The organism is Dyadobacter sp. Leaf189, assembly GCF_001424405.1.
Classification (GTDB): domain Bacteria; phylum Bacteroidota; class Bacteroidia; order Cytophagales; family Spirosomataceae; genus Dyadobacter.
Map to the genome: position 1 here is coordinate 691,807 of NZ_LMPS01000004.1, position 14,109 is coordinate 705,915.

Consider the following 14,109-nt stretch of genomic DNA (forward strand, 5'->3'; position numbering starts at 1 on the left):
CGAAGCTTATATTTGCCTGAAAATACCGATTTATGCTAAATCCCCGTACCGCACTTATTATTGGGCTAGTTAGCATCAGCATTTTTCCTGTTCTGGTTAAATGGGCTCCGGTTTCGGGGATTACGTCGGCATTCTACCGGATGTTCTTCGGCTTCGTCCTGATCCTGCCTTATGTTTTTTTGACAAAGAAATTCCGCTGGCCTGATCGGGATCAATGGATCCCGATCATCCTTTGCGGTCTGATCTTCGCGTCGGACATTGCTGTCTGGAATTTGTCAATTACACTCTCCAACGTAACTCAGGCAACATTGCTGGCCAACCTGTCACCGGTATGGGTCGGCCTTGGCTCATTCCTCTTTTTGCCTGATAAACCCAAATCTGCTTTTTGGACAGGTACATTGGTGGCGCTTGCGGGCATTGTTGTACTGATCGGATTCGAGCAATTTACCAGCTTTCAACTCGATGCAGGTTTCTGGCTGGCGATGTTCTCCGGCTTGCTGTATGCCACTTACATACTGGTCAGCAAAGCGGTACTCGGGAAAGTGGATATTGTGAGTTTTATGACGATCAATATGGCAGTGTCGAGCATTTACCTGCTGCTAATCTGCCTTGTATTTCAACAACCAATCGGGGGATTTGACACAACTGTCTGGGGTGTATTCGTTGTTCAGGGTTTGATTTGCCAGTTGGTAGGCTGGCTGGCACTGAATTATGCAGTCAAGAAAATGGATGCAAAAAAGGTTTCCCTGAGCCTTCTAAGCCAGGCAGTCGTGAGCGGGTTCTTTGCCTGGATTTTCATTGGCGAGCAAATCACATTGCAAATGATCCTGGGCGGATTGATCATTCTCGCCGGAATAGCTATTACCTACCGCACCAAAAAACGCCCGGAAGTAAGTAACGAATTGGAAATATAAGCGTTATCTGCTCCTCGATTCGGGCAGATAAATAATGAAGGTAGAGCCTTCTCCCGGCGTACCTACCGCGTCGATAAAGCCCTGGTGGTTTTCAACAATCTTTTTACAGATCGCAAGCCCGATTCCCGTTCCTTCATAGGCGCTCCTGTTGTGCAGCCGCTGAAATACCTGAAAAATGCGTTCTTTAAACTGTTGATCAAAACCGATCCCATTGTCGGTGAAAGATATAGACCTGTAAGTTACAGCCGGATCAGCCCCAGCTATCGGGACCATGCTCCCGGTTATTGTACCGGATTTTATATTAACAACCGGATTTTCCCCTGGCCGCACGAACTTCAATGCATTGGCAATAATATTCGTAAAAAGCTGCTCAAACTGGTAAACGATCACCTCGCAGGAAGGTAGCACATCGCTTAAAATCTGCGCGTGGCGGCTATTGATCTGGTCACTAAGCTGCTCCTTTACATTCTTCAAAATCAGGTTCAGATCCGTGTATTCAAAATGCTTTTCAACTGCATTAGCTCGCGAAAACGCAAGTAAGTCAATGATCAGCTGTTGCATCCGTGTTGACGAAGCCTGCATTCTGTCGAAATAATCACGACCACGTTCCGAGAGATTATTGTACTCAGTTTCGAGAATACGCGTTGCGAATGTCTGTATTTTACGAAGTGGCTCCTGCAAATCGTGGCTGGCCACATAGGCAAATTGCGCCAGCTCCATATTGGTGCGCACCAGCTCATTATTCGCCACTGTCAGCTCGCGTGTACGCATTTGCACCTTGCTTTCCAGCTGATCAATGAACAGCTTACTTTCGTGAATATCAGTGCTGGTACCGACCCACATCAGGATACTTCCATCCGGATTCCGTTGCGGAATAGCGCGGCTCAGGTTCCACCTGTACTCGCCGTCTGCCCTTCTCAGTCGATGTTCAAAAACGAAATCCTTACCCGTCTGAACAGACAACTCCCATAGTCTTCGGTTTTCATTTACATCGTCGGGATGCACAATATTGGACCAAAGATCTCCGTAAATGCGACCGTCCCGAGCGCCGGCGTAATCGTAAACTGATTTGTTAAGATAGTTAATGTATCCTTCCGAGTCGGCAGTCCAAACCAGCTGCGGCATGGAGTCTGCAAGCGTCCTGAATTTGCCTTCGCTTGCCTTCAATGCAAGTTCCGACTCTTTTCTATCGGTTATATCCATCATGGTTCCCAGCATTCTGTGCGGAACATGATTGTCCTTGTACAATATCTTGCCTTGTGTCCGGATCCAGTGAATGGATTTATCAGGATGGATTACCCTCGCTTCGTAGTAATAGCTTCCCGTTTCCAGCGCAGCTTCAAATGCCTTTTCAACGATCGCCTTCCGGTCCTCGGGGTGTATATGGTCGCGCAATGCAGCGTGAGTGAGCACAGCCGATTCATCATATCCGAAAATCGTTGCTAACCTGCCTGAATAGATGATTTCATAGGTTTGCAGGTTCAAATCCCAGGTTGCAAGCTTGGTACCGTCTGTCGCAAGTGAGAGCCTGTCCGCTGCTTCGGCAATCTGCTGACGGAATCTCACCTTTTCAGTTACATCATTGACCGAAACCATAATGCCCGACACCGTTCCGTCGAGCTCGTACATCGGCGCATACTGAAAATCGAGATAGAAGGTCTTCAAACCGTCAGGTCCGTCCACATAAGCCAGCGCTTCGTTTTCACGGTAAATTTGACCTGAACTGTATACGTGGTTAAGAATATTGACAAACTTCTGGTCTCTCAGCTCTGGAAAAACATCCAGCAGCTTCCGCCCCACTACCTCGCTCTCTTCCCGTCGCCAGAGATCTTTCAGCATTGTTTCATTGGCAATGCTGATCACAAAATCTTCGCCTTTAAAAATGGCTTTTGCAAATTGGGATTGCGTAACCAGGTTCCTGAACAGGTTTTCGCTTCTTAACAGCGCCTGTTTGGACAAAACCTGCTGGGTAACCTCCGTTGCCACGACGATGATCCCGGAAGTTTCTCCTGTATCTTCAAAAAGGGGTTGATATACAAAGTTGAAGTAACATTGCTGCGGCTCACCGAACCTGCGGAGGATAACTTCGAACTCGTTACCGTAAAAAGGCTGTCCTGTTTTAAGGACGTTGAGCAGGATCGGCTCTACATAGTCCCGTACTTCCGGCAATGCTTCAAAAAGCGGTTTTCCTACAAAAGCCACTTCCTCACGATCAACGATACTCAGGTAGGTATCATTGGCCATTTCCACAAAAAAGCTTTCTCCACGGAGGATAGCCATTCCCACGGGAGCCTGCTTCATCACGCTTCTGAATCTGCTTTCGCTGTCTGTCGGCTGCTTAGTTATAAACTCCGGATTTTGAGGAGATGCGCCTGGTTCGTTCACTTGTTCGTAGGGAGTTGTACTTTACAAAAGTAAACAGTGAACAAAAGGAAGGATTAATACTGATAATAAAAATTTTCTGCTGCCGGAGCCCAGTTGTGCTTCTTCCAGTCAATGTCCAGCACCTGCTTGATCGCCTGCTTCAATTTGGGGAAAGAGCCTGGTTTCCTGATAAAAAAGTTGGCTCCCTGCTGATGTACCTTACGCACCATTTCTTCCTGTCCGCTAGTTGAGAAAATCACAACAGGAATACCCTCCCATTCTTTCGTATTTCTGATTTGTTCAAGACATTCAAACCCGTTTTTCCTCGGCATGTTGAGATCGAGAAATATCACGTCGGGCGGAGGTGGTACCGTGGTTTCCATTAAGTTAATAAGCTCAACCCCGTCATTCGCAGTCACCAGCTCAGCAGAAGTACTTACCTCCCTTAGCGCATCCTCGAACAACATGCAGTCGTCTGCATCGTCGTCGGCGAGGAAAATTGATTTATTTGGTTTAGTGCTCATAGTCCAAAATTAAGTATTAGGGTAGATAACAAAAACGTTGATCAATACATTCCGTAAAACCTTAATAATGGTTTACTTGCTCACGATTTCAAAATCATATACAAGGTAAGAAAATTAAAATTTTAAATAAAAAGAGAATTCCTAAAAATCGCCTTCAAGGCTCTCTTTCGGCTTTTTCTTCGCCTGGTGCAAGCGATAGTTTAGTGTAAGATTGATTTGCCGCAGCCTTCCCTGCGAGCTGTTTCTTGTATAAAAATTGGCTCCCTCCGTAATCGACCTGAACTTGCGGGAATTGAAAACATCAATCACACTGAGCGTCAGCGTAGCATTGTTTTTCAGGATATCCCGGGTGGCTGCGAGATCGAGCGTGGCAAGCGCTTTTCTTCTGCCTTGCGGGGTTTGCTGCGGCGCCTCATAGTTACCGCGAAGTTGTACGTCGGTTGTTTTCCACAATGTCAGCCGCGACATGGCACGTACAAACCAGCTGTAAGTATCACTTTTGAAAGTATCATCCACATTCGCGCCGTCGGTAATTGCCCTGAAAAAATTGAAGCTTGCATCAAATTTCCACCATTGAACCGGATTGAAAGAGCTCGTAAACTCTGCTCCGTAAGCATCCTCGGTACCCAGGTTCTCGGGCCGCGTATAAGAGCTTCCATCCTCCTGCACGCGCCGGATACTCGTGATCTTCCCATTCGTATGCCGGTAGTAAAGCGAAGAAGTAAGCGAACCTTTTGCGAGGTACTTGATGTGGCCAAGCTCAAATGCATTCGTGAACTCCGGATTAAGGTCGGGATTTCCGCTCCAATAATTCCGGTTATCGCTGTACGTCGCGAACGGACTCAGGTCGTTATACTGCGGCCGGCGCACCCTGCGGCTGAAACTGAGCTGGAATGCATTCTGTTTTGCCAGGTCATAAGTAACATGCACGCTCGGGAACAGATTGGCATAAGTTCGTTTATTCACCTCTGCAGTCTGCTTCAACTCGGTTGTTACCCCTGTCCATTCCGCACGCAACCCCGCCTGATAAGATACCTTACCAGTTTTATTGCCAACGATCCCGTAAACCGCATTGATGTTCTCTTCGTACAGGAAATCGTTGGTCAAATTTGGTAAGGTGATCCAGCCGCCGTCGTTTGCCCGCTGTGTTACGGTGTAATCGTTTGTCATATCGCGTGAGCTGCTCCTGCCTCCCGCCTCAAACTTGCCGTCCTTGGCAAACGGATGCACATAATCAGCCTGGAAAAGCAGCTGCTTCTCCGTTTCATAGTTCACAGCCCGCTGCAATAGCGGCGCTATATCCAACGGACTTCCATTCGGATTGTACACGTTCTCATTGTAGTACTGGTCAGAGTTTTCCCAGTTGTCGAGATACCGCACATCTGCTGTAAACTCCTGGCCTTTACGGTTAAATGTCTTCTTGTAAGTAATGGAATACTCTGAATTGGGCTCCGTTTCTGTTTCGTCCTGGGTACGGATCGTGTAGCTCGTAAGATTGTTCTTGTTCGTCAGGTAATCCCGGTAAGTCAGTGTTGAAAAACGTTTACCCTTGCTTGTGCGCCAGGTATAGGAGCCGGTCAGGATGTTTTTGGGATTAAAATAATAATCGATTCCCCCGCGTGCAGAGTTGGCCATTCCTTTCAGATTGGTCTTCATATCCCGCTCCATGATGAACGTGGAATCGTCACGGTAAAGCTCCTGGTATACGAAGTTTTTACCCGGCGTGTTCCGGTACGACATGGTATAATTAATGAAGAAGTTAAGGTTCTTGCGCCTGTAATTAACATTGGCCGCCGCTCCGTAGTTGGTCGGGTGCCCCGTTATAATGTCGAAAGATCCGTTGATACCCTCTTTCCGTTCTTTTTTCAAAACGATATTGATCACCCCTCCCATTCCCTCGGCTTCATAGCGCGCCGACGGATTAGTGATAATTTCAACCCGCTCGATCATGCTTCCCTGCAACTGCTGCAAGCCGCTTGCTCCTTTGATGCTTACCAGGCCCGAAGGTTTACCGTCGATGAGTATACGCACATTACCACTTCCGCGCAGACTTACATTGCCTTCCACGTCTACAGCAACTGAGGGTACATTTGTGAGTATATCCACGGCTGTTCCACCCGCATTGGCGAGGTCTTTACCTACATTAAATATTTTTTTGTCAAGAGACAGTTCCATGGTGCTTTTCTCTGCCTGAACCGTCACTTCGTCCAATGTGCGTGCAGAAGGGCTGACTTTGATTAATCCTAAATCAAACGGAGAATTGGCGGCAGTAAGACGTACGTTGGATGTGAACTGCGGCTTGTACCCGATAAATTCTGAAAGTGCATAGTAGTTACCTGCTGAAATGTCGACAATGAAGCCTCCCGTTTCGTCGGTAATTGCACCGCTTACAAAAGAACTGTCCGCGGCTTTAAAGAGCCTGATACTCGCATATCCCAGCGGACCGCTTGTTTGTGCGTCTACGATCTTACCGGTTACTTTCAGCTTTGCAGTACCCTGCCCCATTGCGCCGAAGGCACTGAGACAAACACACGCGAACAAACCAAATGCCTTCAAAAATTGCCTCTGTCCCACTGCCGGCGCCCCGCCAGCGGCGAACTCCCTGTTCATGCCCATTCTGTTTTTTGTAATATTTTTATCGATACTCACTGCCTTGAAATTGCTAACAATAGAAACCGGTTTGCAAACCGGATTTACTCTAACCTGCTACATAATAGGACGAAAGATTCTTGCGCTGACCTCTAATTGGCTACCTTTGCAACCTTTTTAGCATATCCACACGATTCCATGAAAAACGAAGCCTCACAAACGTTAAGATTAGCCTTTCCAATCATCATCGGAGAGCTTGCCCAAATGGCGCTCCACCTGATCGACAGCGCGATGGTAGGCGCGATCAGCTACAAGCACCTGGCTGCTGCTGCCCTGGTGATCAATGCCATGAACATTCCTTTCGTGATCGGGATCGGAATGACAATCTCGGTATCCCAAATGGTGTCGCTTGCGAATGGAAAGCAGGATGCGCAGCAAGTTTCACATTACCTGTTCAATGGTTTTGTGCTTTGTACCCTCACCGCGCTCGCTATATCATTCACTCTGGTGTTTGGCAAAGACCTGCTTTATCACCTTGGCCAGGATCCGGAGGTAGTTACCCTTGCAATTCCATTCATGCAGCTGATGGGGATTTCCATTATCCCGATGTTGCTTTTTATGACATTGAAACAATTTGCAGACGGACTGGAATCCACCCGCACTGCCATGATATTCTCGCTGGCAGGTATGCCGCTCAACATTCTGCTGAACTGGCTGCTTATTTACGGCAACTGGGGCTTTCCGCGGCTTGAACTGCTGGGTGCCGGCTGGGCTACGCTGATTACCCGTACCTGCATGTTCCTGGCGCTGGGTTACGTAGTACTCAGCCACAAAACCTTCGCCAAATACATTGCAGTGCGCCGCAAACAGTGGAAGCTGAAAAGCAACACTATGGGCGAGCTCCTGCATATCGGCGTACCAAGCAGCCTGCAGATCGGTATGGAGGCGGGTGCATTTGCAGTATCGGGGATCATCATCGGTACATTAGGTGCGGTATCGCAAGCCGCACACCAGATCGCACTGAGCTGCGCTTCATTTACATTCATGGTCTCCATGGGACTAGCCCAGGCAGGCTCTATCCGCGTCAGCAATGCGCTGGGCAGGTCCGACTGGCAGAAGATCATCGTGATCGGCAAGAGTACCCTGATCACCGCATTGATTTACGGAATCTTGTGCGCTACGATGTTCGTGGCGCTACGGCAAATACTGCCTTTCGCATTCAATAAAGAGCCGCAGGTTGTTTCACTTGCTGCATTGCTGCTGCTATTTGCTGCTATTTTCCAGATATCGGACAGTACCCAGGCGATCGGTGCCGGACTTCTACGGGGCATCAAGGATGTAAAAACGCCCACTTTCCTGATCGGGATTGCGTACTGGGTAATTGGTATTCCGGTGGGTTACCTGCTTGCATTTCATTTTGGTATGGGTGCGCCTGGTATGTGGCTCGGACTGATCGCCGGACTTACGCTGGCCTCAGGGTTCCTGATCACCCGTTTTTTGAAAATGGGCAAAAGGAATGCAGCAGTGCCCGCTGCGAGCCGCATTTGAGCTGATCTCCGCTAATTGCAAACAGTGTTTAAGGTTATTTGGTAATATACGTCGTCAGGTCTTTCTAACGGGAACTGTCCGTCTTCAAAAATCATTACTTAAATAAACCAAGCATTCATTTAGCCAGTTAGAAAATGGATTTTAACGCCGCATTGAAGAACATCTTTGTCGAAGAAAGCGAAATCCCGTCGGAGTTTAGCTTACCCTCCCTGATCCACCAGCGCGAATACCTGAGCGACGGTGTCATGAAACCCTGGGATGGTCCTGTTCACGAAGTTTACTCACCCGTTTGTGTCAAAACAGAAAACGGACTTGAAAGGAAGCTGATAGGCAGTTACCCGGTTTGTACAGCCGCAGAAGCCGAAGAGTCGCTGAATGCGGCAGTTGCTGCTTATAACAACGGTCGCGGCGAGTGGCCGACAATGGGCGTAGCGGAAAGGATCCACCGGGTCGAGAAATTCACCGGCCTCATGATCGAGCAGAAAGACATTATTGTCAAGCTCATTATGTGGGAGATCGGTAAATCGTTCGCTGACTCTGCCAAGGAATTTGACCGGACCGTTGAATACATTTACGCAACCATTGACTCACTGAAAAACCTCGACCGGGATTCATCCGGCTTCGATATTGTGGACGGAATTGCCGCGCAGGCACGCCGCTCCCCGCTGGGTGTTGTACTTTGTATGGGGCCGTTCAACTACCCGCTCAATGAGACATTTACCACATTGATCCCTGCCCTGATCATGGGCAATACCATTCTCTTCAAACCCCCGAAATTCGGTACGTTACTACATTACCCTTTGCAGGAAGCATTCAGAGATTGTTTTCCAAAAGGGGTTGTTAATGTGATTTACGGTCGCGGGAATGCCATCGTACCCGGGCTGATGCAATCCGGTAAAATCAATGTACTTACGCTGATCGGATCGAGTAAGGTTGCCAATGAGCTGAAAAAGCAGCACCCGAAAGTAAACAGGCTGCGTGCCGTTTTAGGACTGGACGCAAAGAATGCGGCGATAGTTACTCCCAATGCAGATCTTGACCTCGCAGTTAAGGAGATCATCCTGGGTGCACTTTCCTTCAATGGACAGCGCTGTACTGCATTAAAGATCATTTGGGTACATAAAAGCGTGGCTGACCAGTTCCTGGAAAAACTGAGCGCCGCCGTAGGTACGCTTAAATTTGGAATGCCGTGGGAGAAAGGTGTTTCCCTCACCCCACTTCCGGAAACCAACAAGATCGAATACCTCAATGAATGCATTTCCGATGCATTAACGCACGGCGCGTCTGTCGTGAATGAAAATGGTGGAAAATCGGAAGGCTCGTTCTTCTACCCGGCGGTGGTTTATCCGGTGAATAAAGAAATGAAGCTGTACCATGAAGAACAGTTCGGTCCAATCGTACCGGTAGTTCCATTCGAGGATCTTGAAGAGACAATCGAATTCTTAATCGAGTCTACCCACGGGCAGCAGGTAAGTATTTTCAGCAACGATGCCGACGAAGTAGCTGCGCTGATTGATCCGCTTGTGAACCAGGTAAGTCGGGTGAATATCAATACACAATGTCAGCGCGGACCGGATGTTTTCCCCTTCACGGGCCGCAAGGACAGTGCGGAAGGTACATTATCTGTTCCCGACGCCATTCGTGCATTCTCTATCCGTTCGCTTGTCGCATTTAAAATGAACGAGCAAAATAAACAGCTGATCAACGAGATCGTGCACGAGGATACATCCAATTTCCTGAGCACCAAGTTTATTTTCTAATAATAACATAAATGAAAAAACCTTCTCAGTCCGCATTGAGAAGGTTTTTTCATTTATACCAAAACTAAGATCAGTCCCGGCTGACAGGCAGGTAAACATTAAATGTAGCCCCTTGTCCTGGTCGCCCCTCTGCGGTAATATAGCCGTCGTGGTTCTGCACGATTTTCTTACAGATTGCCAGGCCAATACCTGTTCCTTCGTATTCGTTTTTACCGTGCAGCCGCTGGAACAGATCGAAAATACGGCTCTCATATTGCTGATCGAAACCGATCCCGTTATCTTCCACGCTGATTTTATAAAACTCGCTTTCGTCTCCTTCTTTGGTAATAATCTCACAATTAATGCGGATTACCGGCACTTCCCCCTGCCTGCTGTATTTGATTCCGTTACTAACCAGGTTTTGCATCAGCTGGTAAAATTGTACAGGTATTACGGGAATTACGGGCAGCTTACCCAGTTCAAATACAACCTTTTTCTCGTCAATAATCCCTTCCAGATCTGTGATTACCTCTTGTACGATCCCGTTGATATCTGTATCCACAAACTGTATGTTGTTTGAATTTGTCCCCGAGTAACTCAGCAGTGCTTCGATCAGCTTTTGCATCCTGGCAGCCGCGAGCATAATCCGGTTGAAATAGTCGGTGGAATTTTCAGAAAGGTGCTTTTCTCTTTCCAGAATGCGTCCACTGAACGCGCGGATCTTGCGCAGTGGCTCCTGCAGATCGTGGGAGGCGACATAGCTGAAAGATGCAAGCTCCTCATTGTTTCGCCGCAGTTCAATGTTTTTGATCCGCAACGCCTCATTCAGCTTAATGTCTTTCGAAACATCCTGCAATGCACCGATCATCAGCTGGTTACCTGCTTCCAGAATAAAATTCCCGCTCAGGCGCAAGTGCTTGATATCACCGGTACGCGTAACAACACGGTAGGTACTTTGGATCAGGACTTTCGTCTCAAACGCCCGTATACCGTCCCGGATAGCTTTGCTGCGGTCATTCGGGTGTAAAAACGAGATGAATTGTTCGAAAGAAGGCGCAAATTCCTGCGGCTCATAACCGATCAGGCGGTAGAGATTGTCGGAACATTCCAGTTCGCTGGTAGTAAGGTTCCACGCATAGCTACCCACATTCGCGTTTTCTTCCGAATGCTTGAAAATTGAATTCTGGATTTTCAGTTTCCGGTTCAGGTCCAGCAGCTCCATATCCGACCGGAGCTGTTCAGTAATGTTGCGCTCTGTTACGGTCACACCGTCACCCAGCTTTTCGATCGACGCATCGTACCAGGTAACATCCCCTCCACGCACGTGACTCACCTGAAAGTTATCGGACATGCCGCTTTCCAGGCACTTCGTTAATTTTTCAAAAACACCATTCTCAAAAATGTCCGGATAAACTTCACTGCACCTCGCGCCTATAACTCCCAGCTGTCCTTCCGCTTTCCTGAAAAAAGCTTCCGAATTGGTATACACGATCCGGAAGTCGACAATGCGCTGCTGTTCATTCCGCACCGCCTCGTAGGACGATATGCTATTGCTGGTCGTGTTAAGTATAGATTGTAAAAACTCCTCCGATCTTTTCAGCTGCTCGGTTCTTTGCTCCACTTTACGTTCGAGCTCCTCGGCAAAGTTTTTCTGCTCGTGCACATCCATACAACCGCCCACATAGCCGATAAAGACACCGTCGGAAGTATAGCGGGGCACACCCCTGTCGGCAATCCAGCGATAGGTCCCATCGAACCTGCGGAGCCTGTATTCCATGTTGAAATCCTGCCTTGCATCAAAGCTCGACGTGTAAATGTGCAGGCAACGCTCCAGATCGTCGGGATGAACACCTGCTACCCAGCCGTTCTCGAATTCCTGCTCGATGGTTTTGCCTGTGAAATCCAGCCACCCTTTATTGAAGAAGTAGCAGCTTTTATCAATGCCCGAAAGCCAGATGAGAACGGGCGCAGTATCAGCAATGACCCGGAACCGCTCTTCACTCTCCCGAATCCTCGCCTCTGCTTCATTCCAGCCCTCGCCCTCCGCTTCCCGGAGTTCGCCGAAAGAGGTCGTATTAGAAGCACGCGCTTTCGCCAGTTCCTCTTCCAGGTCGGCAATCCGCTTTATTAATGAGTTATAATCTGCATTCATGCCCTAGGCAATGTTGTCACTAATCAATTTACGAGATCACGGCTGCATTCGCGATTCCGATCTTGAATTAACATCCGATTATTTGTACTTTCGAAAGCAATGTCTGCCGCTTCAATACCGTTCAATAAGTTAAATTTTTACTGGCATCGTTATTTGCCTTTCTATTTAAAACCGCTTTGGAAAAGTGGTCAGAATCTTCTTTAATTGTAAACCTTCTTCTATAAAAAACAGCAGCCACCGGCATGAGTTTACCAGCGACAGGAGACGAAGCATTCAGGCGAACCGGTTCGCAAGATGATATCGAGCGGGAGCTCCTGCAAGAGAAACTGGCTGTTATATTCCAGTATTCTACAGATGCGCATTTGCTCTTTGATGAAAACGGGATTATCGACTGCAACCAGGCCGCTGTGACAATGCTGGGTTGCAAAGACAAAAAAGAACTGCTCTCCATTCACCCTGCTGCTTTTTCTCCTGAATACCAGCCTGACGGACAGTTATCTTCCGAGAAGTCGAAGGCAATGGATAAGCTGGCTTATGAAAGCGGCTACAATCGATTCGAGTGGATTCACCGGAGAATCAATGGAGAAGAGTTCCCTGTTGAAGTTACCCTCAATCCCGTTCCGATCAACAATAAGAAGGTACTGCTCGTCGTGTGGCACGATATAACGCAGCGCAAGCAGGCAGAGGAAGCAATCAGGCGCAGCGAGGCATTGCTGGCCGAATCGCAGCAACTTACGCACAGCGGCAGCTGGGAGGCAGATCTGGTAACCGGTCAGAACTTCTGGTCTGACGAAGCTTTCCGGATTTTCGGTTTGGAACCGGACTATGCCGGGCCGGATACCGAGCTTTTTTCCAGAATGATCCACCCGGATGATCTTCAACTATACAGAAAACACATCCGGGAGGCAATCAATAACCTTGAACCCGCAAGCTTTGACCTGCGGATTGTGATGCCGGACGGAAATATCAAGTTCATACACGCCATTGGAAAACCTTATACCGACGCTTCCGGCAAGGTTGTCAAGTTGTATGGCGCGATCATGGACATTGATAACCAGAAGAAAGCGGAGCAGGAGCTGATCCACGCCAAGGAAATGGCGGAAATGGCGGCTGTGGCCAAATCGCAGTTTCTCTCAACCATGAGCCACGAGATCCGCACGCCCATGAATGCGGTGATCGGCTTCACCCATTTGCTGCTGCAGCAAAATCCGACTTCGGAGCAAATGGAGTATCTGAACATCCTGAAATTTTCTGCCGAAAACCTGCTGGTACTGATCAACGATATTCTTGATTTCAGTAAAATAGAGGCTGGCAAGATCGAGTTTGAGGAGACAGATTTCAATGTATTGTTCCTGCTGGAAAACATCCGCTCGGGTGTTCTTCAGAAAGCGAATGAAAAGGGTATCCTGCTGAAATTAAAAGTAACCAACAGCGTCAATGTAACGGTGACGGGAGACCCGGTCAGGCTGGGGCAGATACTGACGAACCTGGTGAGCAATGCAGTCAAATTCACAGAGCGCGGCAAAGTGACGATCTCGGCTGATGTGGCCAAAAGGGAAGGCGACACCATCCTCATTGACTTCCGGGTGGAAGATACCGGAATCGGGATCCCGCCTGACAAAATCGAAAACATATTCGACAGCTTTACCCAGGCAACCTCCGATACGACACGGAAATACGGCGGCTCAGGTCTCGGGCTTACCATCACAAAAAAGCTTCTGGAATTACAGCAAAGCAAAATCTACGTCGAAAGCGAACCGGGACAAGGATCCGCATTCTATTTCAGTCTCGCATTCAAAATCAGCGAAAAACAACTTGCCCAACAGACTGCGGGTACATTCACCGGCACGTTCAGCCTGGAAGGAATGCGGGTACTTATTGTGGAAGACAATGCGATCAACGTGCTCCTGATGCGCAACTTCATGAAACAATGGAAGGTTGATTATGACGTAGCCGATAACGGGCTGATTGCATTGCAAAAGGTGCAGCTGGCCGATTACGATCTGGTGTTAATGGATCTTCAAATGCCCGAAATGGACGGGTACGAGGCTACTTTGAAAATCAGGCAGCTTCCCGGTGAGAAATATGCAAATCTTCCCATTGTTGCACTTACCGCCTCGGCGATGATGGATATCAAGGATATTGCATTTACAGTTGGCATGAACGATTATATCAGTAAACCTTTCAGTCCTGCCGAGCTTTATTCCAAAATTGCTTCCTATAAAAGGAACAAGGACAGCGACCTTTAATCCCACTTCTGATTGGCATAATATTATTTG

Annotated in this window: 8 protein-coding genes; 4 read left to right on the forward strand and 4 right to left on the reverse strand. The window is 48.1% G+C overall.

The window, feature by feature from the left end; all coding sequences use genetic code 11:
- Nucleotides 1–32 precede the first annotated feature (32 nt).
- Entirely contained in the window at nt 33–914 is an 882-nt protein-coding gene (locus tag ASG33_RS12250; protein ID WP_056285112.1) for a DMT family transporter, read from the forward strand.
- A gap of 3 nt (nt 915–917) precedes the next feature.
- On the opposite strand, the gene ASG33_RS12255 is transcribed toward ASG33_RS12250, so the two are convergent.
- From ASG33_RS12255 to ASG33_RS12265, 3 genes are all read right to left on the reverse strand, one after another.
- Nucleotides 918–3,299: a PAS domain-containing protein gene (locus tag ASG33_RS12255; RefSeq protein ID WP_056285115.1), complete on the reverse strand. Its 2,382-nt coding sequence runs from the start codon at nt 3,297–3,299 to the stop codon at nt 918–920.
- A gap of 53 nt (nt 3,300–3,352) precedes the next feature.
- Nucleotides 3,353–3,802 carry a response regulator gene (locus ASG33_RS12260; protein WP_056285118.1) on the reverse strand — a complete coding sequence of 150 codons (450 nt, stop codon included), beginning with the start codon at nt 3,800–3,802 and terminating at the stop codon, nt 3,353–3,355.
- Between the two features lie 141 nt (nt 3,803–3,943).
- Nucleotides 3,944–6,307: a TonB-dependent receptor domain-containing protein gene (locus ASG33_RS12265; RefSeq protein WP_409012524.1), complete on the reverse strand. Its 2,364-nt coding sequence runs from the start codon at nt 6,305–6,307 to the stop codon at nt 3,944–3,946.
- Nucleotides 6,308–6,589: 282 nt separating this feature from the next.
- Here ASG33_RS12265 and ASG33_RS12270 point away from each other — a divergent pair, with 282 nt between their 5' ends.
- A complete protein-coding gene (locus ASG33_RS12270; RefSeq protein ID WP_056285121.1) occupies nt 6,590–7,939 on the forward strand; it encodes an MATE family efflux transporter in 1,350 nt (449 codons plus the stop codon).
- A 134-nt stretch (nt 7,940–8,073) separates the two neighbouring features.
- Entirely contained in the window at nt 8,074–9,699 is a 1,626-nt protein-coding gene (locus ASG33_RS12275; protein ID WP_056285124.1) for an NADP-dependent glyceraldehyde-3-phosphate dehydrogenase, read from the forward strand.
- 70 nt (nt 9,700–9,769) lie between these two features.
- Here ASG33_RS12275 and ASG33_RS12280 read toward each other — a convergent pair whose 3' ends face one another.
- Nucleotides 9,770–11,830: a PAS domain-containing protein gene (locus tag ASG33_RS12280; protein WP_056285128.1), complete on the reverse strand. Its 2,061-nt coding sequence runs from the start codon at nt 11,828–11,830 to the stop codon at nt 9,770–9,772.
- A 242-nt stretch (nt 11,831–12,072) separates the two neighbouring features.
- Here ASG33_RS12280 and ASG33_RS12285 point away from each other — a divergent pair, with 242 nt between their 5' ends.
- Nucleotides 12,073–14,079: a hybrid sensor histidine kinase/response regulator gene (locus tag ASG33_RS12285; RefSeq protein WP_229238627.1), complete on the forward strand. Its 2,007-nt coding sequence runs from the start codon at nt 12,073–12,075 to the stop codon at nt 14,077–14,079.
- Nucleotides 14,080–14,109: the final 30 nt, after the last annotated feature.